21 protein-coding genes are annotated in these 21,124 nt (G+C 64.9%); 7 read left to right on the forward strand and 14 right to left on the reverse strand.

What is annotated here, in order from left to right; all coding sequences use genetic code 11:
- Positions 1-45 precede the first annotated feature (45 nt).
- The 8 genes from LBW94_RS25010 to LBW94_RS25045 form a co-directional block, all read right to left on the reverse strand.
- Complete coding sequence (locus LBW94_RS25010) at positions 46-423, reverse strand: hypothetical protein (RefSeq protein ID WP_225061521.1); 378 nt, start codon at positions 421-423, stop codon at positions 46-48.
- A gap of 103 nt (positions 424-526) precedes the next feature.
- On the reverse strand, positions 527-1,717 hold the full coding sequence (locus LBW94_RS25015) for an amidohydrolase family protein (protein ID WP_266272077.1): 1,191 nt from the start codon (positions 1,715-1,717) through the stop codon (positions 527-529).
- 37 nt (positions 1,718-1,754) lie between these two features.
- Positions 1,755-2,360, reverse strand: a complete 606-nt coding sequence (locus LBW94_RS25020) for a cupin domain-containing protein (protein WP_266272083.1) — start codon at positions 2,358-2,360, stop codon at positions 1,755-1,757.
- Positions 2,333-3,292 carry an alpha/beta hydrolase gene (locus tag LBW94_RS25025; RefSeq protein WP_225061519.1) on the reverse strand — a complete coding sequence of 320 codons (960 nt, stop codon included), beginning with the start codon at positions 3,290-3,292 and terminating at the stop codon, positions 2,333-2,335. The genes LBW94_RS25020 and LBW94_RS25025 overlap by 28 nt, the downstream gene beginning before the upstream one ends.
- Before the next feature lie 38 nt (positions 3,293-3,330).
- Positions 3,331-4,128: an enoyl-CoA hydratase-related protein gene (locus LBW94_RS25030; protein WP_225061518.1), complete on the reverse strand. Its 798-nt coding sequence runs from the start codon at positions 4,126-4,128 to the stop codon at positions 3,331-3,333.
- Positions 4,125-4,889 carry an SDR family NAD(P)-dependent oxidoreductase gene (locus LBW94_RS25035; RefSeq protein ID WP_225061517.1) on the reverse strand — a complete coding sequence of 255 codons (765 nt, stop codon included), beginning with the start codon at positions 4,887-4,889 and terminating at the stop codon, positions 4,125-4,127. Before LBW94_RS25035 ends, LBW94_RS25030 begins: the two co-directional genes overlap by 4 nt.
- Positions 4,890-4,927: 38 nt before the next feature.
- Positions 4,928-6,115, reverse strand: coding sequence for a thiolase family protein (locus LBW94_RS25040; protein WP_225061516.1), 1,188 nt, complete (start codon positions 6,113-6,115; stop codon positions 4,928-4,930).
- Positions 6,116-6,274: 159 nt separating this feature from the next.
- The gene (locus LBW94_RS25045; protein WP_225061515.1) at positions 6,275-7,675 is read right to left on the reverse strand and encodes an aldehyde dehydrogenase family protein; all 1,401 of its coding nucleotides are present in this window, start codon (positions 7,673-7,675) and stop codon (positions 6,275-6,277) included.
- Positions 7,676-7,964: 289 nt separating this feature from the next.
- On the opposite strand from LBW94_RS25045, the gene LBW94_RS25050 reads away from it, so the two are divergent.
- The gene (locus tag LBW94_RS25050; RefSeq protein WP_225061514.1) at positions 7,965-8,699 is read left to right on the forward strand and encodes a GntR family transcriptional regulator; all 735 of its coding nucleotides are present in this window, start codon (positions 7,965-7,967) and stop codon (positions 8,697-8,699) included.
- Positions 8,700-8,729: 30 nt separating this feature from the next.
- Here LBW94_RS25050 and LBW94_RS25055 read toward each other — a convergent pair whose 3' ends face one another.
- The 6 genes from LBW94_RS25055 to LBW94_RS25080 form a co-directional block, all read right to left on the reverse strand.
- Complete coding sequence (locus LBW94_RS25055) at positions 8,730-9,272, reverse strand: carboxymuconolactone decarboxylase family protein (RefSeq protein WP_225061513.1); 543 nt, start codon at positions 9,270-9,272, stop codon at positions 8,730-8,732.
- Positions 9,273-9,320: 48 nt separating this feature from the next.
- A complete protein-coding gene (locus LBW94_RS25060; protein ID WP_225061512.1) occupies positions 9,321-10,805 on the reverse strand; it encodes an aldehyde dehydrogenase family protein in 1,485 nt (494 codons plus the stop codon).
- Between the two features lie 55 nt (positions 10,806-10,860).
- Positions 10,861-12,429: an AMP-binding protein gene (locus tag LBW94_RS25065; protein ID WP_225061511.1), complete on the reverse strand. Its 1,569-nt coding sequence runs from the start codon at positions 12,427-12,429 to the stop codon at positions 10,861-10,863.
- Positions 12,430-12,480: 51 nt separating this feature from the next.
- Positions 12,481-13,740, reverse strand: coding sequence for an acyl-CoA dehydrogenase family protein (locus LBW94_RS25070; protein ID WP_225061510.1), 1,260 nt, complete (start codon positions 13,738-13,740; stop codon positions 12,481-12,483).
- A 41-nt stretch (positions 13,741-13,781) separates the two neighbouring features.
- Positions 13,782-15,122, reverse strand: coding sequence for an acyclic terpene utilization AtuA family protein (locus tag LBW94_RS25075; RefSeq protein WP_225061509.1), 1,341 nt, complete (start codon positions 15,120-15,122; stop codon positions 13,782-13,784).
- A 146-nt stretch (positions 15,123-15,268) separates the two neighbouring features.
- On the reverse strand, positions 15,269-16,147 hold the full coding sequence (locus tag LBW94_RS25080) for an SDR family NAD(P)-dependent oxidoreductase (protein WP_225061508.1): 879 nt from the start codon (positions 16,145-16,147) through the stop codon (positions 15,269-15,271).
- Between the two features lie 46 nt (positions 16,148-16,193).
- On the opposite strand from LBW94_RS25080, the gene LBW94_RS25085 reads away from it, so the two are divergent.
- Genes LBW94_RS25085 through LBW94_RS25110 form a run of 6 tightly spaced genes read left to right on the forward strand, consistent with a single transcriptional unit; the run spans position 16,194 to position 21,100 of the window.
- A complete protein-coding gene (locus LBW94_RS25085) occupies positions 16,194-17,057 on the forward strand; it encodes a sugar phosphate isomerase/epimerase family protein (protein ID WP_225061507.1) in 864 nt (287 codons plus the stop codon).
- Positions 17,054-18,049 carry a TIGR03621 family F420-dependent LLM class oxidoreductase gene (locus tag LBW94_RS25090; RefSeq protein WP_225061506.1) on the forward strand — a complete coding sequence of 332 codons (996 nt, stop codon included), beginning with the start codon at positions 17,054-17,056 and terminating at the stop codon, positions 18,047-18,049. Before LBW94_RS25085 ends, LBW94_RS25090 begins: the two co-directional genes overlap by 4 nt.
- Before the next feature lie 34 nt (positions 18,050-18,083).
- Entirely contained in the window at positions 18,084-18,560 is a 477-nt protein-coding gene (locus tag LBW94_RS25095; RefSeq protein ID WP_225061505.1) for a carboxymuconolactone decarboxylase family protein, read from the forward strand.
- 29 nt (positions 18,561-18,589) lie between these two features.
- A complete protein-coding gene (locus LBW94_RS25100) occupies positions 18,590-19,588 on the forward strand; it encodes an aldo/keto reductase (RefSeq protein WP_225061504.1) in 999 nt (332 codons plus the stop codon).
- Between the two features lie 37 nt (positions 19,589-19,625).
- A complete protein-coding gene (locus LBW94_RS25105) occupies positions 19,626-20,618 on the forward strand; it encodes a PDR/VanB family oxidoreductase (RefSeq protein ID WP_225061503.1) in 993 nt (330 codons plus the stop codon).
- Between the two features lie 32 nt (positions 20,619-20,650).
- On the forward strand, positions 20,651-21,100 hold the full coding sequence (locus LBW94_RS25110) for a VOC family protein (protein ID WP_225061502.1): 450 nt from the start codon (positions 20,651-20,653) through the stop codon (positions 21,098-21,100).
- Positions 21,101-21,124: the final 24 nt, after the last annotated feature.

The raw sequence follows: 21,124 nt of genomic DNA on the forward strand, positions 1-21,124 counted from the left end.
GAAGTGCTGTGCGCGTCGGAGCGCAGACGGCGTCCGCCTGCTCCATCACCGAATATGCTGCGAGGCCGCACCGATCGGACCGGTCCGCGCGGGACGGCCGACAGGAGTAATCCCGATGTGCCCGTTGGCAACTCGCTCGATCGCCGTTCTGTCCTCGATCGTGAGCAGCGAACGGAACTGCCGGGTCGAGATCAGGCCGAGGACACGGCGGTGAAAAGTGACCCGGCCGATGCCGAAACGCACCAGGATCTCGTCCGCCGGTGGTCCGCCGTATCGGTACCAGATACGGGCCAACTCGACCATTTCCTGATCATCGATCGAAATCATCGTAAAACTTTCTGGCGTCGGTTGTCCGCGCCTCGGCCGGCGACGGCTGTCGAGAGGCCAGCCGAGCCGAGCGGCGGTACCTCGATGGCCTACCACCGGAACAGCAGAAGAGCGCAGCGCCGACCACGGCGAGCTGGCGCAGAAACAGCGACGAGGTGGTGGCGCTGTTCAGCGCCACCACCTCGTGCTTCCGAATTGCTCAGCGGCTCAGCGGGAATCGGAAAAGTCGCTCCGCGTTGCCGTGGGTGATGGCCTCGATTTCGGCATCGGGCAATCCGCCCAGGGTGCCGTGCACGATTTTCTGCGTGTCCGGCCAGGTCGAATCGGCATGGGGATAGTCGACCTCAAGCATGATGTGATCGAGACCGATCCGGTCCCGGGTCTGGATCGTCGACGGATCGTCGAGGCTGCAGAAGTAGAAGTTCCGCTTGACGACCTCGGCCGGCGAGATGTCCGCAGACCACTCGTTACCGAACGAACCGGCCCTCGTCTCCATGTACTCCAGGCGGTCGAGGTACATCGCCACCCAGCCGATGCCCCCCTCGGCCAGCGCGATCTTGAGATTCGGGAAACGCACCGGAATCTCCGACCACAGCAGATCCGCACAACTCACCATGGCGTTGACCGGAAACAGCGACACCGCGATGGTCCGGGGCCCGTCGTTGTTCGGCATCGGCCGCCACCGGCCCGAACCGGTATGGATACACACGACCGTATCCGTCTCCTCGCACGCGGCGAAGAACGGATCCCACTCCTTCGTGTGGAAGCTCGGGTAACCGACGTTGACCGGGTATTCGGGGAAGGTCACCGCCCGGAAGCCGAGAGCCGCGTTGGCCCGCACTTCCGCGGCCGCGAGGACCGGGTCCGGCAGCCACGGCAATTGCAGCGGGATGATCCGATCAGGGTAGGCGCCGGCCCATTCTTCGATGTGCCAGGAGTTCCACGCCCTCGTGACCGCCAGGCCGAGTTCCTTGTCCTTCGAGTCCGCGAAGGTGACGCCACCGAATCCGGCGACCTGCGAAGGGAAGTTGAGCGACGCGGCGATGCCCGCGAGATCCATGTCCGCAATCCGCGCATGGATGTCCCACGATCCTTTGCGGATCTGGTCGAACCGTACCGGCTCGTATCCCCACTTGTCCTTGGGCAGGCCCACCACCGCGTTCACCGCGATATTCGGGAAGACACTGTCCTCGTAAACCCAGACCTGATCGCCGTTGTCCTGCTCCACGACCTTCGGGGCCCGATCGGCGAACTTACTCGGCAAGCGCCCCTCGAACATGTCGGGAGGTTCGCAGAGATGATCGTCGACCGAGATCACCTGATAGGTTCTGGGGAGCTCTTCGATGCCTTCGACAGTGATGACGCCATTGGCGTCGTAGCTTTCGGACACAGTCAGTGGCCCTTTCTTACGTTGTTCGGAAACACGGTCACGCCCCGGCCGTCCAGCGTTCGCGCGACCAGCGTTCGGGATTGTCCTCGTCCCAACGGATCTCAAGCTTCTCGATCGGATCCTTGCGGACTTCGACGACCCTGCAACCTTCCGGCCCTGCTGCAGTGGTGTATGGAGTGAAGGCACGGGTGAAGTACCCCTCACCCGGATGGAACCAGCGTCGGCCCTGCCTGGCGCTGCCCTCCATCACGATGACCAATTGGTCGATATTGTGGTGATGGCGCGGGATCACAAAATTCGGCGCCATCCGCATCTCCAGAAGATGGAACGGGCCGATCTGCATCCGGCGAGTCAGAAGACCGTCACGAAAATACTCGTCGACGTCTTCGACACCCTCCCTGATCGAAAGTGGCATCCACTCCGGCGGAGCGAGACTCGGCCGTGACTGCTGCCAATCCTCGCCTTCACCGAGCGCGAAGTAAATGACTTTTTTGATATCTTCGATCGCTTGCTTCTCATCAGTGAGAGCCATCGGAGCCTCCGGACTTCTTCGGTAAGGCGACCATGCCATGGTAGCAAGAAAGCCAGCATCCTGCATCCCAGATTTTTCTGACATCAGCTGCTGCTCGCGCTCCCCGCCCACTCGAGAACACGCTGCCACAACTGGTGACGCGTGGACGCCGAGTTGTGGCAGTGCGCTGAGCGGGGCAGCTGGAAATAGGTGACATCTCGCGAGTTCGTGAAGTTGGCCGCTTCGGCACGAGGGTCGGGCGATGTATCGCTGTCCGCGAAGGCCAAGAACACCGGGACCTCGACAGCGGCTGCGATCGGCCCGATGGTCTGCGGCATCATGACGTCGATGCCGGCCTCACGAGGGATGCGCGTGATATTGAGGCCATCGGCACGCAGCACCTCTTCGGGCACGTCGTCGGCATGATAGCGACTGCGCATCGCCTCGCGTGAGACGAGGACATATCCACACTCCCACGTATCGCCCGCCATGGGTGCCAGCGCCGCAGCAGCTCGGTCTCGCGATACGAGGTCCGATCCCGCCAGCCCGAGAAAGGAGCTGCCGAGAAGCGCAACGCGCTCGAACGGCGCCTGAGCCGATTGCGCGGCGGCGACGATATGACCACCCAGCGAATGCCCGATGCCGACGACCCGCAGATCCGGCTGCGCCGGACCACTCCCGATCAAACTTTCGCGGACACCGGCGGCGACGAAACGCGCTGCTTGCGCCACCGCATCGGCCATGACTTCCAGGGTCACCGCGGTGGCTTCGGCGGGCCGGCCGCTCGCCCCCGTGCCGAGATTGTCGAGCATCAGCACGGCCCATCCACTCTGAACGGCACAGTCCGCGAAGCTGTAGTTCTCCAAACCCGGGACGTGGAGATCCCAGTAGTACCGGTCGTATGACCCACCGGGTACCGCGACGAGCAGGCCCAGCGGGCGGTCACCATCGGTTGACGTGGGGCGCAGCAGCGTCGCCGCGATCCGGTGTTGTTCGCCCAGCACGCTGATGGGGATTTCGATGTCGTGCCGTGCGGTCGTCGTCCTGTCGTCGGTCGTGGTCATCATGTCTCCTCACCGGGAAGCGTCTCGACGTGCTGCGGTCAGCGACCGGACCAGACGGCGGGGCGTTTCTCGGCGAACGCCGTCGCCCCCTCCTTGGCGTCCGCACTGGTGAAGACCCGTCTCATCGCTGCGGCATTGAGGTCCCAGACCTCGGCATCCCACGACGACCGGTGTGCCGTCCGGTGCAGCAGTGCCTTGGATTCCCGAACCGCCATCGGTGCATTTCCCGCGATGGCGTCGGCCAGCTCCAAGGCCACGTCGAGTGCCGTGCCCGCGGGTGCGACGCGATTGATCAGGCCGAGTCGCTCCGCCTCGGACGCTGCGATCGGTTTTCCGGTGAACACCAGCTCTGCGGCCAGTTTCGGTGAGATCTGGGACTGCAACCGCAGAACTCCGCCGCCCGCCGCGAACAGGCCACGAGATACCTCCGGTAGGCCGAGTTTCGCGGACTCGTCGACTACAGCGAGATCGCTTGCGAGCACCAGTTCGGTGCCACCACCCAGGGCGAATCCGTTGACCGCGGCGATCGTCGGCTTGTCGATCCAATGCCGCACATACCCCGCGAAACCCCATTCGGGGTGGTCGGGGGCATCCAGGGGAAGTCCTGCCGCGACCGCCTTCAGATCGGCACCGGCACAGAATGCCCGCCCGGTGCCAGTGAGCACGACGACCCGGACGTCGGGATCGGTAGCAGCTTCCTCGAGCAGGGCGCCGACCGCAGCCGACAGGTCCGCGTTGACAGAATTCAGCGCTGCGGGCCGGTTCAGTCGAATGATCGCCACAGGGCCACGCCGCTCCCCGACCGCAGGCGGTTCCGGCGCGGACGCGGCGGTCATCGGGGGGCCATCCGCAGCGCTCCGTCGAGCCGGATCGTCTCGCCGTTCAGGTAGTCCTGGCCGATGATCGCCAGCACCAGGCCGGCGAATTCGTCGGCTGTGGCGAGCCGCTTGGGGAACGGCACCGATTCGCTGAGAGCCGCGCGGAACTCCGGTCCGACAGTGGCCAGCATCGGGGTGTCGACGATTCCGGGTGCGATCGTGTTGACCCGAATTCCGAACTGCGCCAGATCACGAGCGGCCGGAACCGTCATCGAGTGCACGCCACCCTTCGATGCCGCGTACGCGATCTGGCCGATCTGGCCTTCGAAGGCCGCCACCGACGCGGTGTTGACGATCACCCCGCGCTGACCGAGGGCGTCGACCGTCTCGGTACGGGCCATCACGTCGGCGGCCAGGCGCAGCACGTTGAACGTGCCGAGCAGGTTGATCCGCAGCACCGTCGCGAACAGGTCCAGATCGTGCGGCCCCTTGCGGCTCAGCACCCGTTGAGAGGGCCCGATTCCGGCACAGTTCACCACCACTCGTAAGGGCACGCCGGCCGCCTCGATCTCCACGATCGCGGCGGCGACCTGATCGGGATCGGTCACGTCGGCGGCCAAGAAGGTGATCGCGGCATTGGGTTCCTCGATCTTCTCGATGGCGTTCGGCAGATCCAGGCCGAACACGGTGGCGCCGGCGCGAGCCAGCGCTGCGGCTGTCTCCGCTCCGAGACCCGAGGCCGCGCCGGTGACCAGCGCGGCTGTTCCATTGACATCCATGTGTTGCCTTCAGCTCCTTGTTTCGATGAGTCGATCAGTCAGTCGCGGACGCGAATCACCAGCGCGCCGGCGGTGTCCCCGGCAGCACAGCCGGTGAACAGGCCGGTGCCGCCCCCGCGGCGGGTCAGTTCGGTGACCAGTTCGGCGATCGCGCGAATCCCGGTCGGAGCTTGCGGATGTCCCCAGATCAGACTGCACCCGTATGCGTTCATCCTGGACAGATTCCAACCGGTCTGCCGGGCGAACAAAACGTCGTTGACCGCGAACGGATTGTGTGTGGTCACCGCATCCACCTGGTCGAGGCCCAGGCCCGCGTCGGCCAGAGCAGCCATTGCGGCCGGCACAGGAGCCTCCGGCATATGGCTCGCGGCGACCCGCGCGAATCCGGTGGCCAGAATCTCGATGACACCGGACCCCGACAGTTCTCGTGCCCGCTGGGTCGTCGTCACGATCGCGCCGGCCGTTCCGTCGGCGGGATGGGTCTGGGTAGCACCGGTATGCACGGCGCCGACGCCGGCCGTCGGCAATTTGGCGATTCGATCGCGGTCGATCGGGCGGATCCCGTCGTCTTCGCTCACGGTGACGGACTTCTTGCCACCTCCCACCACGACGTCCACCAGATACTCACGCTGGAATGCGCGGTCATCGGCGAGAGCTCGCTGGTACTGCTCGTACCGCAGTGCCGCGATATCGTCGAGTTCGGTCCGCTCCACACCCTGCTCGGCCGCGACGATTTCCGCCGCGTCCAGCATGGATGTGCAGGCCCATGGATCCCGGGCGAAGTTGTCCTGCACGACATTCTCGATGGTCGGTGACCCGCCGGTAGCCCTCGTCGACGGATACACCAGGTTGGGGCCGTTGCTCGTCCGGTCCGTGGTGACCACCAGCTTCACCCCGTTGCCCGCGCACTGTACCGAGGTCGCGGCAGCATGGAGTGCGGCGACGCCGGTCGCGCAGGCCTGACTGACCATCGGGCCGGTCACTCCCTGCATGCCGAGACGCGCCGCGAGCGTCGGCGGGGCGAAGAACGAGCCCTGCTGCGGAATGGTGATCCCGAGTACCAATTCGTCGATGATGTCGAGCTCGATCGATCGGCCGGCCAAGGCACGGTCGGTCACGGCTTCGGCGAGATCGATGCTCGATACGTCGGCCAGGGCACCTTGCCAGCGGACGAAGGGCGAGGACCAGACCGCGCCGATCGGAACGGCGACATTGTCGTATTTCATCGCAGTTCCCTCACAGCCGAATTCGCCGACCCGGCTTCGCACCGGCGAAGCGGCATCGAGCCACCATTGACAGCACTCACGTCCAATCGTCCTTTCATTCGCTCAGAATCGGGACGGCCGACGTCGGCCGTACCGGCAGTTGCGTCCGCGACGCGGGCCTCACAGCTGTACCGCCTTCACCTGAAGCATCCGGTCGATGCCGTAATCACCCATCTCCCGCCCCAGACCGGACTGCTTGTAACCGCCGAACGGCGCGCGCGGATTGAATGGCGCGGCGTTGACATGAACCTGCCCGGTCCGGATGCGCGCGGCCCAGTCCAGGGCGCGGTCGTCATCGCCCACCCACAGCGCACCGCTGAGGCCGTAGATCGAGTTGTTCGCCAATTCGATGGCATGGTCATCGGACTCGGCCGCGAGTATCGAGAGCACGGGTCCGAAGATCTCGTCCTGCGCCAGCCGGGAGTCGGGTTCGACCTCGCTGTAGACCGTCGGAGTGACGTAATAGCCGGTCCGGGGAAGCTCGAGCGGCGCACTGACAACCCGTGCCGTCGCCTGCTCCAGATAGCTCTCCACCGCAAAGCGGCGACCCGCGGAGATCAGCGGGCCGAGCCGTTCACCCGGCACGTACTCCGCGGCCGCGGCGGCGGCCAATTTCTCGACCTGGCCCAGTCGCGCTCGGGGCACGATGAGCCGCGAGAGAGCACTACAGGTCTGACCGCCGTTCAGAAAGCAGTTGGCCACCGTCGCCTGCACCGCGCGAGCCAGAAGTTCGTCGGAAACGTCGGACAACACCACACTCGCCGACTTGCCGCTGAGTTCCAGCGTCACGCCCTTCACCGTCTCCGCCGCCGCGGCGGCGACCCGGCGGCCGACAGCGGTGGATCCGGTGAACGAGACGTGATCCACCAGTTCGTGCCGGACCAGGCATTCGCCCACGTCACGTCCGCCGCCGGTCACCACATTGAAGACACCCGGTGGAAATCCGGCCGCCTCGACCGCGCGTGCGAATTCGAAGGCGGTCAGGGGGGTCAACGTGGCCGGCTTGAGTACGACCGTGCATCCGGCGGCGAGGGCCGGCACCACCTTCGCCACGATCTGATAGAGCGGCAGATTCCAGGGCATGATGGCAGCTACGACTCCGACAGGTTCCCGCAGGATGACCGAATCTCCCTGCCGCCCACGGAAAGCGAAACCCGCCAGGGCGTCCACCGTACTGGCGATGACCCTCAGTGGCAGATCGACGTGCAACTTCCGCGCGAGGTATGGGGGTGAACCCTGTTCCCGGGTGATCAGCGCGGCGAAGCGGTACGCACGGCCGGTCACAGCGTCGTACAGTCGTCGGAGGGCATCGATCCGGGCGGCGACCGGGGTCGATGCCCAGCTGTCGAATGCTCCACGAGCGGCAGCGACCGCTCGGTCGATTTCCGCATCGGCCGCCTGCGTCACGACACCGGTCGTCTGCTCCGTCGCTGGGTTCTCGACCGCACATTCGCCGCCGCTCCCGGCGATCCAGTCGCCGCCGATGTAGAGCGCCGGCTCACGGATCAACGCGCTCACCATCGCTCGACCTCCTCGTTGTCGGACCGGAACGGGCACGATCGGGAGGACGTTCGCTTACGCGTTTCGAAGCCGACGCTACGGCTGGGAAGTTGTCGTCACCACCCGGATCTGTCGGCGAGCCCTGTGCCTCCCCCGGCAAAATTCCAGGTGGGGGCCAGTGGACAATCCCGACCACCGAACCTTATTAATGTTAGTTCGTAGCGTATGGGCGCCCGAATCCAGAGTCAACAGGCCCTTCGAAATAGGATCCTGGGTACACCATCCTGGCCACAGCCCTTATACTCGGCGTATGGAGGATCCTGTATCCGCAGTCAAACCTGTCGGGCGCGCACGATTGGTGGACACTGTCGTCGACCATCTGCGCACTCTGATCCTGTGCGGCGACCTTCCACCGGGCCAGACCTTGCTGCAGATCGAACTTTCGCAACGGCTCGGCGTGAGCCGTACTCCGCTTCGCGAAGCATTCCGAATCCTCGAGCACGAGGGCCTCGTCCGCGTATCGAACGGCAACAAGACCCTGGAAGTCGTCGATCTGTCGGTCAAGGACATGCTTGAGCTGTACGAAATCCGCGAAGTGGTCGATGGTCTGGCTGCACGCCTCGCCGCAAAACATCGAGACGAGAGCAGGTTCGACGAGTTGGCGTCGATCCTCCGCGAGATGAACCTGGCGGATATGGCCAATGACGTGCCTCGGCGAACGACGCTGCACGCCGATTTCCACGCCGCTATCGCGGAGCTGTCGGGTAACAAGCACGTCATCGCACAGGTGCCGATGATTCGACTGACAGCTCAGATGTTGTCGCACAAGATGCGCACGATGCGGATCGAGTTGCCCACCGTTCGCGCAGAGCTGATCGAACAAGGGGAACAGGACCACCGGGAAATTCTGGAAGCCTTGCGATCCGGCGACGAACGCCGGGCCGAGAACGCGGCACGCCGGCATATTCGAAAGACCATGCGTTCCGAGTTGCTCAAGCCTGATCGGCATGTCGAGTACTCGATGCCGGAGGAAGCGGCGGGGTAACACTCCGCCGCTTCCTCCGGGGAGCGCTGGTCACATACCGGCGTCGTCATCCGGCACGATGTCCAGCGTGGTCGTGGTAGAAGCGACCATCTGATAGAACGCGATCGTCAAGATCAGCTCGAGGGCTTGTTCCGCTCCGAATCTCCGCTGGATTCCGTCGACGATTTCGGCCGTCGCTTCCTGCCCGAGCATCGATTCCGCGAGCTCCAGAACCAGACGCTGATCGGTGTCGAACAGTTCGGACGTCGCCCATTGTGGTACCGCTTCGACCTGCTCGGCGGACAATCCCTCTTCGAGCGCCATACGTGTATGCGCGGACAGACAGTAGGGTGCCTTCAGCCGGTGTCCCACGACGAGGATCGCCAATTCTCTCAGTCCTCGCGACGATTGGCAGTCATGGCGTAAGGACCATGCGAAATCGAGCCAGCTCGAGAGCATCGGGGGTGAGTTCCCCAATACGCCATACAGCAACGGCAACTGCCCTTCGGCCCGCAGCGAGAAGGCGCCGTCCCGAAATCGAGAAGTCACCTTCGGATACAGGTCGTTCGCCGCGACCGGGTCCAGTCTGGCCACAACAGCCTTCCTTCGTCTGTCAGTTGATCACAACCACCGCACCGACCCTCATCGGATCGAGGCGACAGAGGGCACACCGCTCAATTCGAGCTCGCGCGCCATTTCCTCCGAAATGAGAATCGCCTTCGGCGACAAGAATTCCAGAAATCCTTCGGGACCATGCTCCTGTCCGATTCCCGAAGATTTGACTCCACCGCACGGAGCACAGGACCGCGCACCGTGCAAATTTACCCCCGTAGTCCCGGTCTCCACCCGGAGTGCGATGTCCAGTCCCCGCCGCTCATCTTTGGTGAAGACCGCACCGGACAAACCGTATTCGGAGTCGTTCGCGATCGCCACCGCTTCGTCGACGCTGTCGTACGGAATTACCGCGACCACCGGTCCGAAGATTTCCTCACGAACGAACGTCATGTCGTTCGTGGCATCCGCGATCACCGTCGGTTCGTAGAAATAGCCCTTCGTCAGGCCCTCGGGTCGCCGACCGCCGCACACTACCCGCGCCCCCTCCGCAACGGCAATGTCCACATACGACTGGACGCGATCGCGCTGAGCCGCACTGATCAGCGCGGGCATGTTGGTGCCCGGTTCCGCCGGGTCCCCCGGCACGACCGATTTCGCGGTTCGCACCAGGGCCTCGACGACCTCGTCGTAGCGCCGACGCGGCGCGAGCACCCGGGTGAGCGCGCGGCAATATTGGCCGGCACTGGTGAAAGCCGATCCGATCACTCGGGCAGCCAGATCGAGGTCGGCGTCCTCGAGGACGATCCCGGCCGACTTTCCACCGAGTTCCATCGAGATCCGCTTCAACCGCTCGCCTGCGGCCGCGGCGATCTTCCGCCCGACCGCGGTACTGCCGGTGAACGACACCATGTCCACCGTGGAGTGCGATACCAACATGGCACCCGCCTCGGCTCCACCGGTGATCAGATTGAACATCCCGGGTGGCAACCCCGCTGCCGCGAGCGCGTCAGCCAGGACGAACGCACCCAACGGTGCGAGCTCCGAAGGTTTGAGTACCACCGGACACCCCGCGAGCAGCGCCGGGGCTGTCTTGAGGATCGCGATGGTCAGCGGTCCGTTGAAGGGAACCAACGCCGCGACCACACCGATCGGCTCCTCGGCGACCAGCACGGCGCCCGCGCTGTCCCGGCGCACCTGACGCTGCGGAATCGACCTCGCACAGTCGATCGCGGTTCGGATCATCCTGGCTGCTGTCGGTACCAGCGCTTTCCGGGCATTCTCCAGCGGCGTGCCCATATCGGCCGACAGAACCGGGGCGATCTCAGACGCCCCGGCCTCGATATACGCCGCCGCCGCTTCCAGCACTGCCGCCCGGGCCTCGAAGTCCATCGCCGCCCACGGCCCGGTCCGGGCGGCACCGGCCGCCCGGACAGCAGCGGCCACATCATCCGCGCCGGCCGCCGGGACGGTGCCTATGACCTGCTCGGTCGAGGGTGAGAGAATTTCGATCACTGCATCGGACACCGGGGGCACCCATTCGCCACCGATGAAGAACTCGTGCCGTCCGTACACGTCTACCTCCAAATTCCGGGTTCGAACCACAGCCGGGACGATCCGGGCCACCTGGTCAGATGCTCCGGTCGCGGTTCTGCCAGTAACCGTCCCGGATCCGGCGCTTGTAGAGTTTGCCGTTCTCCGCTCTGGGCAACGCCTCCACGAAATCGATCGAGCGTGGCACCTTGAAGCGAGCCACCCGGTCGCGCACGTAGTCGATCAGTTCCTGACCGACCTGTTCGTCGCCCGCAATACCGTCCCGCAATTGCACGACGGCCTTGACTTCTTCACCCCACTCTGCATTCGGCACACCGATGACCGCCACATCGTGCACGAGTGGATGGCTGCTCAACGCGGCCTCGATCTCCGCAGGGTAGATGTTGACACCCCCCGAGATGATCGTGTCGGCGGAGCGGTCACAGAGAAACAGATATCCGTCGTCATCGACGTAACCGATATCGCCGACTGTGAAATAGCCGTCCGAGATCGCCGAAGCAGTTTTGTCCTTGTCCCCCAAATATTCGAAGGGCCGGTTCAGCTTCATGAAGACACGTCCGGGCTCATTCGGTGGCAGCACGGTGCCTTCGTCGTCGAGGATGCGGATACCACCGGTGGTGGTCGGCCGGCCGACAGTGCCGGGCCGTTGTAGCCATTCCTCGCTGGTCACCCTCGTGCCACCGCCTTCGCTGGCAGCGTAATACTCGTTCAGTATCGGACCCAGCCACTCGATCATGGCCCGTTTGGTCCCGGGCGCGCAGGGTGCGCCCGCATGCGTCACCGATTGCAACGACGAGACGTCGTAGGACTTCCGGACGTCTTCCGGCAGCTTGAGAAGGCGCTCGAACATGGTCGGCACCATGGTCGTGGACGTCACCCGATAGCGGCTGACCGAATCCAGAAAGCCTTCCGGCGTCCACTTACCCATGAGCACCACAGTCTGGCCCAGATGCAACGCGCCGACCGCGGACCCGAGCGGTGCGCCGTGATAGAGGGGGCCGGGTACCAGGACCGCACCGCTGCCGTCCGGGAAACGGCCGGTGTCGGCGAACAGCTTCTTCGCTGCGGCAACGGCAGCTGTGTCCACGTCGTCGGCGGTCGGCATGGGGCGCAGCACACCTTTCGGGCGGCCTGTCGTCCCCGATGTGTAGTACATTTTTTCGCCGGGCATCAACCGATGAGGCCGGTCCTTCGATTGCGCCGCGAGGAGTTCCTCGTGCGCCGAGTAACCATCCATCTCGCCGATCGCGACCAGGGCGTTACCCGACAGACCCGAAACCTCGGCGACATGCGAACCGACCTCGGCCAGCTCTTGGTGCACGATCAGCATCGCGGCGGCCGAATCCGAGACAATGTACGCGATCTCTTCCCCGGTCAGGTGAAAGTTCACAGGAACGCACCGGACCCCGATCTGCAGGCAGGCGCCGACGACCGCGAGCCATTCGAAGCAATTGGGCGACGCCAAGGCCACGCGAGCACCCGGTGGCACTCCCACCTCGAGAATCGCATTCGACCACTGGTTGATCCGCTGCTGCAGATCACCGTAGGTGAAGACCTTGCCGTCCGGTTCCACCACCGCGCGCCGCTCGGGTTCGAACGATCCACGCTGCCACATGGACGCGTCTCGTGTCGCCGTGACCGTCACCGTGCCTTCTCCTTCACGCCTTGTTCTCCTACTTCTTCACGAAAGGCCGTTTCAGCCACGGGGCAGATCCCGGAACGGGATTCCCGTGTCGGCCGCGGGCTCGCGGGCGAGGCCGAGAATGCGCTCCCCGACGATCGATCGCTGTACCTCGTCGGTGCCGCCGCCGATGCTCGCCGCGGGCGAGGCCAGGCAGGCGCCCGCAGCATGGGCGGCAACCAGATCGTCGTCGTCCCAGGCAATCGCCCGCATCCCGATCAGCCGCATGCGAGCGTCGGCCACGCCCTTCTGCAGGCGGGTGTTCAACAACTTCGCCACAGAACCCTCGGGTCCCGGCGGCAACCCGGCCTCGCGCGCCGCACGAGCGGTGGCCTGCAATTCCTGCAGAGCGAGGTCCCAGCTGTAGAGCCGGACGAGCAGATCGCGTAGCAGCGGATCTCGCACGCCACCCATTTTCTTGGCCAGCTCGATCAGCGGCACGACGATGCTGGTGTTGCCTTGACGACCACCTGCGACGGCCAAGCGCTCGTTGGACAATGTGGTCCTCGCGACGGCCCAGCCTTCATCGACGTTACCGACGAGAGCCTCTGCCGGCAGGCGCACGTCGGTCAGGAACACCTCGTTGAAGTTCGCCCCACCGTCCATCTGCCGTAGCGGGCGAATTTCCACGCCGGGCGCGTTCATCGGGACGATGAGCATGCTCATTCCCGCATGTTTGGGCACACCGGTGTTCGACCGCCCGAGGAGAAGCCCGAATTGGGCGTGATGAGCGACCGACGACCATACTTTCTGACCGTCGACCACCCAGCCGTCACCCTCCCGCCGGATTCGGGTCCTGACCGAGGCGATATCCGAACCCGCGGCGGGCTCCGAAAACAATTGGCACCAGATCTCGTCACCACGCAACAGTGGCGGAAGATAGCGAGCCTTCTGCGCGTCGGTACCGTGAGCCAGAATGGCCGGACCGCACATACCGAGACCGATACCCACGATCCTGCTCGTGACCTCGAATTCGGCCGCTTCCTCGTTGAAGACCCGCTGATAGACCGCGCCCAGTCCCTGGCCACCGTATTCGACTGGCCAGGTCAGGCCGGCAAGGCCCGCGTCGAACAACTTGGCTTGGTACGACTTCACTGCGGTGACGAAATCCGCGGTGGAGGAATGTACCCCACCGGTCGCCACCCCTTCGTCCTCCGGAGCGGGAGCGCGGCGAGGCACGTTGGATACCAGGAACTCACGCACCCGACTTCGGAAGCGTTCGACCGGCTCGGGTGGCCGAACGGCCTCTCCGACGGATTGCGTAGCGACTGACACTCGATTCCCCTTGGCGTAGAACGACTTCGGCCCGACCCGGATCAGACCGTGATGACCTCGGCGGTCAACTTGAACTGATCGCGCGGGAGGTACACCGGGGTCGGAGCGATATGGCGGGAGTTCTGGGTCAGACCGGTCCCTCCCTGCCCGACCGTCAGCCAGACGACCTGTTTGCCGACCTCCTCCGCGATCGCGTCGGCAGCCTCCTTGTCCCGCACCAGAACCGAAGCGCGCAACATGATTTCGGCAGGCTCGACAGTCGTGAAAGCATCGCCGTACAGGGCGTTGTACCCGATATAGCCGAAATGGGTCGCCAAGATCGCATCCCCGTAGCGCTCGAACCGCTTGCGAAGAATTTCCTCGGTGAACTTCGCCCGTGCCAGGGCGTTCGGCCCACCCATCATGGTGTGTCCGATCACTCGGTATCCCCAGTCGACACCGACGAGCACCTTCAACAGGTCGGGGCGTTGGGTACCGGAGATCCCGCTGACCCGTACTCGGTCGTCGCCCAGATCTTCGATGACCGCTTCCCGCAGATTCGCGGTGACGTCGGGAGTGAGGTATCGAGCCGGATCGTGGATCTCGTAGCTGAGCTGGGCCCGCACGGTATCGCGTGTCACGCCGCCACCGGTATTCGGCGTCTTGGAGACGATGAACGTCCCGTCCTGCGATACCGTCGCGTACGGGAAGCCCAGCTTCTCCATGCCGGGCAGCATGCGTTTGCCCGGATCGACGAAGTTGCCTCCCGTGACATGCTGGCCACACTCCAGGAGATGGCCCACCGCGGTCGCGATGCCCACCTTCTCCCAATCGTCCAGGGCCCAGCCCAGTTCGTGACAAATCGGGCCGACATAGCAGGACGGGTCGGCGAGACGTCCGCCGATGACCCAATCCGCACCCTGCTGGAGCGCCTCGACCACCGGCTCAGCTCCGATGTACGCGTAAGCGCCCACCACACGATCGCCCAGTTCGCCCACAGTGGAGCCGATCTCGGGAAGCTCCAGGTCCTGACTTCGCACCAGATCCAGACAGTCGTCGCCGCGAACGATCCCGACCTTGATTCCTTCGTAGCCGAGCTTGCGCAACTCGTCGACGATCATATTTCCGGCCGCTTCGGGATTCGCACCACCCTGGTTGGTGACAATCCGGCCGCCGCGCGATACATACGGACCGAACGCCGGGATGGTCCTCGGCAGATACTCGTTGTAACCGGCGGCTGGGTTGGCCATTTTCCGGGCATGGGCGAAGGCCATGGTCCGCTCGGCCAGCGAATCGAAGCCCATGTACGACACCAAACCGGATTCGGCCAGCTCCACGGGCCAATCGAGCCGCTCGGCGGCGTCCGCCGACCCACATCCGATGCTGATGGACTCAACAGCCATGTTGTCTCCTCGGGTTGCGGCAGCCCGCCGCGTAAGCGTGAATTCTGGATACGAAATCTGGGTTCGCGGAGCCGTCCGCGAGCGGTAGGGAAGTATCCTGAATCCAGGATATCACGGCCGATCGCGCCTGAGCAGCCCCGATGGTGTCACTTGGCCGGAGCCGGGCGCCAATGCCCTGCCGCCATCCCGCCATCCACGGTGATCACTTCACCGTTGATGAACGAGGCGGCGTCGGAGACGAGCCACCCGACGGCGTCGGCCATGTCATCGGCTGTAGCCAGTCGGCCCAACGGCACCTGGGTGGCGGCACGCGCGAGAAATTCCGGATCCGAGGCGAGATGCGCGACCCGCTCGGTCGGCACAAACGACGGCCGGATCGCGTTGACACGCACGCCACGCGGCCCCAGTTCCAGGGCGGCCACCCTGGTCACCACTTCGAGGCCGGCCTTGGCGGCGGCATACGGGGCCGCAAACGGAGCGGCATCTCGCACCGACATGGACGAAATATTCACGATGGCGCCGCTGCCGCGTTCGGCCATCTGCCTGCCGATCGGCTGGATCAGCCGCACCGCTCCGCGCAGGATGATGTCCAGTTGCAGATCCCAGGCCGCATCCGTGGTAGCGAGGAACGAATCGCGTCCCTGACCGGGTGCGGCATTGTTGACGAGGATGTCCACCACGCCGGCGGTCGCGGCGAACTGCGCGATCGCTTCCGCGTCGAGCAGATCGATCAGCGCATGGTCGGCTTTGCCACCGTCCTGCTCGATGGCCGCCGCGACTCGCTGCATTCCCGGCTCGTCGTTCGAGGCCAGAAGTATCGACGCACCCATCGCAGCGAGCCTCCGCGCGATCGCCTCACCGATACCGCGACTGCCGCCGGTGACCAGAGCCCGCCGGCCGATCAGGGCGTCGTTCCGATATGTCGACATAGCTTCCCTTCCGTCAGATTCTTGCATCCTGCATCCTGCCTTATTACGATCCGGAGGGAAAGGCCCTGGCTGATCAGCACATCCAACGGGCGACATCGGCTCCCTCGGACGCAGAGGCAGCGCAGTAGAAACGATGGACGATATGACGACACAACCGCCGCTGGGTCGTAACGACCTTCTGGCCTCGTTCTACACACTGTCAGGAGCACCGAACGGCGAGCGGGCGCGACACTCCTTCGACGACCGGATCCGGGCGGCGAGCGCGGCCGGCTACGCGGCGATCGGGATGACCTTGTTCGACGTCGAGGCATCGACCGCGGACGGCCGCAGTCTCGAGGACCTCGCGACGGTCGCCGCAGGGCACGGCATCTCCGTCGCCGAGATCGAGACCCTCGGTGTGAGTCCCGTACTCACCGACACCGAACGCATGGCAGCACGCTCGATGTTCGAGGCAGGCGAACGGCTCCGGGCCCGGCACGCAAACGTCGTGATCGCCCGGCCACCGGGGACGGACATCGACCTCGACGCGGCCGCGGCCACCTTTGCCGAACTGTGCGACATGGCGGCTGACCACGACCTGCGCGTCGCCTTCGAATTCATGCCGTTCATGGCGGTCGCCACGATCGATCAGGCATCCGCCATCGTCGACCGGGCCGATCGGCCGAACGGCGGCCTGGTGGTCGACGCCTATCATTTCTTCCGCGGCGGATCCCGCTTGGCGGACCTCGAGAAGGTTTCGGCGGATCGCTTCGTGACCCTGCAGATTTCCGATGCCGTCGCCGAGCCCGCGACCGATCTGATCGTCGAGACACGCACCGCCCGACGCGTGCCGGGCCGGGGCGCGCTGCCGCTCGAATCCCTGCTACGCGCGATCGATGCCACCGGGTCCGACGCGACGATCGGTGTCGAGATCCTGTCCGATGAACTTCGCGCCCTGCCTCTGGACGAAGCGGCGGCTACCACGGCGGCGGCGACCCGTGAGCTACTTCGGCAGGCTCGTCGATGACATCGCGACCGAACAGTACGACCCAGCCGTTCAGATTCGGTGTCCGGGCCGGAAGCGCTTCCACGGCAAACGAACTCGTCGACGGAGCGCGCCGTGCCGAGGACCTCGGTTACTCGTCGCTGCTGTACACGGACCACTACCCGGGGCCGGGAGCGGCCATGTCAGCGGCGAACCACCCGGCCCAGCCGCTGGCGGCAATTCCCGCCGTGACGGCGGCCGCCATGTCGACATCCACGCTCCGAATCGGATTTCGCGTGCTGTGCGTCGACTACCACAATCCGGTGGTATTGGCCAAGGAAATGGCGACGATCGATGTGCTGTCCGGCGGCCGGCTCGAGGTAGGCCTCGGTGCGGGCTGGATCGAGTCCGAATATCGGGCGATGGGGGTCACTTTCGATCGGCCGGGGGTACGTATCCGCCGTCTCGGTGAGGTGATCGACCTGATGCACGCATGCTTCGCGGGCGGAGCCGTCGGCGTGAACGGGACGGCCGGCGTGCACGCCGACGGATTCGAAGCGCTACCCGCCCCGGTACAGCGGCCACGGCCGCCCATCGCGATCGGCGGCGGCGGCAGAAAAGTACTGTCACTCGCTGGTAGCAAAGCCGACATCGTGGCCTTCAATTTCAACAACGGCTCGGGCCGACTCGACAGCGCCGGTCCGCGCTCGTCGACGGCCGACCTGACCGATGAACGCGTCCGCTGGGTGCGACAGGCCGCCGCTGATCGTGCCGACCAGCCCACTCTGGAAATCGGCATCGCAGCCCTGAACGTCACCGCGTCCAGGCTGGCCGGCGCCGAACGATTCAGTGATTTCTTCGGGCTCGGGCCCAGCGACATTATCGACCATCCGCATGCCCTCGTCGGAGACGTCGACGCGATCTGCGACGACTTGCAGAAGCGGCGAGAGCGCTACGGGTTCAGCTACATCACCGTCCGCGATCAGGCGATCGCTGAGTTCGCACCGGTCGTCGCCCGACTGGCCGGAACCTGACCGGACAACCCGACCCACCCACAGAGGAGGAACAATGGATTTCGATCTCGACTCGGATGAGCTGCGCAAGTGGATCTTCGGTGACGAGGTATCGCTGCGGCGATTCCTGGCCCGGCGGGCCTCGCCGCTGTCCGTGCCGCACAGCGAAATCATGAACGACCCGAATCAGAAGATCTGGGCCAGGGACGAGGTGCTCGATTTCCCGACCAAAGCCCTGGTCAATCTGGCTATCATGTCGGCGCTCAATCGGCCGCACGAGCTGGAGACCCGGGTGCGCGGACTGCTCCGCGGTGGAATGCGGCCGGAGGTCATCGCGGAAGTCTTCTTGCAGACCGCGTTCTACTGTGGGAACCCGGCGGGTGTCGAGGCGCTCATCATCCTGGTGAACGCTGTCAACGACATGCGTGAGCGCGGCACCCTTGTTCATGAGCCGACCGGCCCGCTACCTGTGGTCGCGCCGAGTTCCCTGCCCGGAGACCCACAGGACCCGCCGAGTCGAGCGGACGTCTAGTGCGGTATCGCCCGCTGGGCCGTACCGGCATGCTGATCTCCGAGCTCGTACTCGGCACCGCGACATTCGGGGACACCGTCGATGCCGCAACCGCGGCGGACATCATCGCCGCCGCGTCCGATTCCGGAATCACGGCCATCGATACCGCCGACGTCTACGCGCAGGGTCGCAGCGAGGAAATCCTCGGATCAGCGCTGGGTGCCAAACGCGATCGGTTCGTGCTGTGCACGAAAGTCGGATCCCGCGTCGGCGATACCGAAAGCGCGCTGCGGACAGCGGCGAATCCGCACCTCATCGATCATTCCGCGCGGTGGCAGAACGGAATCGCCCCGACCGATCGTGGACTGTCCCGTAAACACATCGTGGCCGGCATCGAGAGCAGCCTCCGCCGATTGCGAACCGACTACGTCGACCTGTACCAGGTTCATCTCTTCGACCCGATCACACCGATCGAGGAAACCCTCGCGGCCGTCGATGATCTGGTGCGCTCCGGCAAGGTTCGCGCCGTGGGCTGCTCGGGCTGGGCAGCCTGGCAGCTGTATCGTTCGCTGTGGCTGTCGGATGCTCGGGGATTGGTACGGTTCCAGTCCCAGCAGATCCCGTACAGCGTGCTCAGTCGTGGGGCCGAGAGCGAGTTGCTTCCGGCGGCCGAGGCCGCCGGCGTCGGAGTACTGGCGTTTCAAACCTTGGCCGGTGGGCTGTTGTCCGGACGCTATCAGGACGGCGTCGCCCCTGACGCCTCGAGTCGCATGGGCTCGCGAGCCGTCTATCGCGAACGGTTCTTCAACACACCGATGCGCGAGGGTGCGAGCGTCGTCGTCGAGGAGGCAGCCCGCCGCGATATCAGCGCCACCACATTGAGCATTGCGTGGGTTCTCGCCCAGCCGGCGATTACCGCCGTCCTCGTCGGTACATCGCGCGTCGCGCAATTGCAGGATGCGGTAGACGCCACCGAACACCCCTTGGCAAGCGACGAGGCCACCGGCCTCGCGCGCCGGGTTCGAGAGCGCGTCGAAGCGACGCATTGAACTCCGGCCCGACAATTCGATGTACTCGGAGCACGATATGCAAAGTTCTCAGGCCGTTCAGGAAGATCCCGCCGCCGGGTTCGGAACGGAATACGAAATCGATCTCGTTGTCACCACGCGTGACGACACCACCGAGGACGTGTCCGTCCTCGAATTACGGGATCCCCAGGGCAACGAGCTCCCCTCGTGGGAACCGGGTGCACACGTGGACTTGATCCTCGGCGATGAGCTGGTGCGACAGTATTCCCTCTGCGGGGATCCCGCCGATCGGTCGGTCTGGCGAGTCGCAGTCCTTCGTGAACCGGCGAGCCGCGGCGGGTCGATCGCCGTGCACGAAAACTTGCATCCCGGCCGGACCGTGCGAATTCGCGGGCCGCGCAATCACTTCGAGCTCGTTCCTGCGCCTCGATACCTGCTGATCGCGGGTGGCATCGGTATCACTCCCATTCTCGCAATGGTTCGGGAGCTCGATCGATCGGGCGCGGACTGGCAGCTGTTCTATGGCGGGCGGCGGCGGGCGACCATGGCCTTCCTCGCCGAACTCGAGCAGTACGGGTCGCGAGTCACGGTGCAGCCGCAGGACGAGTCCGGAATTCTGGACCTCGATTCGATCCTCGGCACGCCGCAGCCGGAAACTCTCATTTATTGCTGTGGCCCCGAAAATCTACTCACAGCCGTCGAACAGCGCTGCGATTTCTGGCCCGGCGACGTGCTACACCTGGAGCGCTTCACAGCCAAGCCGCTCACCGAGCCGATTCGCAGCGATTCGTTCGAGATCCATCTCGAACAGAGCAATCTGACCTTGACGGTACCTCCGGGCAAATCGATCCTCCAGGTTGTGGAGGCCGCAGGCCTGGACGCACTTTCCTCCTGCGAGGAGGGGGTCTGTGGTACCTGCGAGACGGTTGTGCTCGAGGGGGAGCCCGATCACCGTGACTCCATCCTCAGCGACGCGGAAAAGGCACGCAACGACTGCATGATGATCTGCGTGTCACGCTCACGTGGGCCACGCCTCGTCCTGGACCTCTGATTTCGCTATCCCGCCTACCGGAAGAGAACGACATGGCCGTTACCGGCGTCTCCCACATTGCCATCGGTGTCCGCGACATGGAGAAATCCTTGGCGTTCTACCGCGATGCGCTCGGATTGAGCCTCACGGTCGACCGACGCGAACAGAGCGGCGGCGAGCATCCGAAGGACCGTCGCGCCTGCTACCTACGATGGTCCGAAGGGCCCGGCTCCTCCTACATCGTGCTGGATTCCCACTTGGATCGCGCCCCGTTCGGGCAGCCGGCCGAACTCTTCCAGGTCGGGGTTCACCATTTTTCCTTCCTCACCGACGATCTGCCGGACATGGTCCGTCGTATCCGCGACGCCGGCTACGAGGTCTGGGGCGACGGTAGCCTCCGCGACGGACAGGCCAACGCCGAGCCCGAGGGCGATCACGAGGTTCTCACCGTCATGAGCGTCGACCCGGACGGCAACATCGTCCAGTTCGATCAGTGGCTGTGAGGTACCGAGTGCCGACGACCACCA

Origin of the sequence: Nocardia sp. alder85J, assembly GCF_020176955.2 — a bacterium.
In the GTDB taxonomy this organism is placed as follows: Bacteria; Actinomycetota; Actinomycetes; order Mycobacteriales; family Mycobacteriaceae; genus Nocardia.

Bases quoted from the DNA above. Each gene is read 5' to 3' on its own strand.
- LBW94_RS25035 (WP_225061517.1), bottom strand. From the start codon at position 4,889: ATGGATGTCAATGGAACAGCCGCGCTGGTCACCGGCGCGGCCTCGGGT.
- LBW94_RS25100 (WP_225061504.1), top strand. From the start codon at position 18,590: ATGCTGATCTCCGAGCTCGTACTCGGCACCGCGACATTCGGGGACACC.
- LBW94_RS25085 (WP_225061507.1), top strand. From the start codon at position 16,194: ATGACGACACAACCGCCGCTGGGTCGTAACGACCTTCTGGCCTCGTTC.
- LBW94_RS25045 (WP_225061515.1), bottom strand. From the start codon at position 7,675: ATGGTGAGCGCGTTGATCCGTGAGCCGGCGCTCTACATCGGCGGCGAC.
- LBW94_RS25090 (WP_225061506.1), top strand. From the start codon at position 17,054: ATGACATCGCGACCGAACAGTACGACCCAGCCGTTCAGATTCGGTGTC.
- LBW94_RS25050 (WP_225061514.1), top strand. From the start codon at position 7,965: ATGGAGGATCCTGTATCCGCAGTCAAACCTGTCGGGCGCGCACGATTG.
- LBW94_RS25030 (WP_225061518.1), bottom strand. From the start codon at position 4,128: ATGACCGCCGCGTCCGCGCCGGAACCGCCTGCGGTCGGGGAGCGGCGT.
- LBW94_RS25075 (WP_225061509.1), bottom strand. From the start codon at position 15,122: ATGGCTGTTGAGTCCATCAGCATCGGATGTGGGTCGGCGGACGCCGCC.
- LBW94_RS25025 (WP_225061519.1), bottom strand. From the start codon at position 3,292: ATGACCACGACCGACGACAGGACGACGACCGCACGGCACGACATCGAA.
- LBW94_RS25105 (WP_225061503.1), top strand. From the start codon at position 19,626: ATGCAAAGTTCTCAGGCCGTTCAGGAAGATCCCGCCGCCGGGTTCGGA.
- LBW94_RS25110 (WP_225061502.1), top strand. From the start codon at position 20,651: ATGGCCGTTACCGGCGTCTCCCACATTGCCATCGGTGTCCGCGACATG.
- LBW94_RS25095 (WP_225061505.1), top strand. From the start codon at position 18,084: ATGGATTTCGATCTCGACTCGGATGAGCTGCGCAAGTGGATCTTCGGT.
- LBW94_RS25080 (WP_225061508.1), bottom strand. From the start codon at position 16,147: ATGTCGCCCGTTGGATGTGCTGATCAGCCAGGGCCTTTCCCTCCGGAT.
- LBW94_RS25040 (WP_225061516.1), bottom strand. From the start codon at position 6,115: ATGAAATACGACAATGTCGCCGTTCCGATCGGCGCGGTCTGGTCCTCG.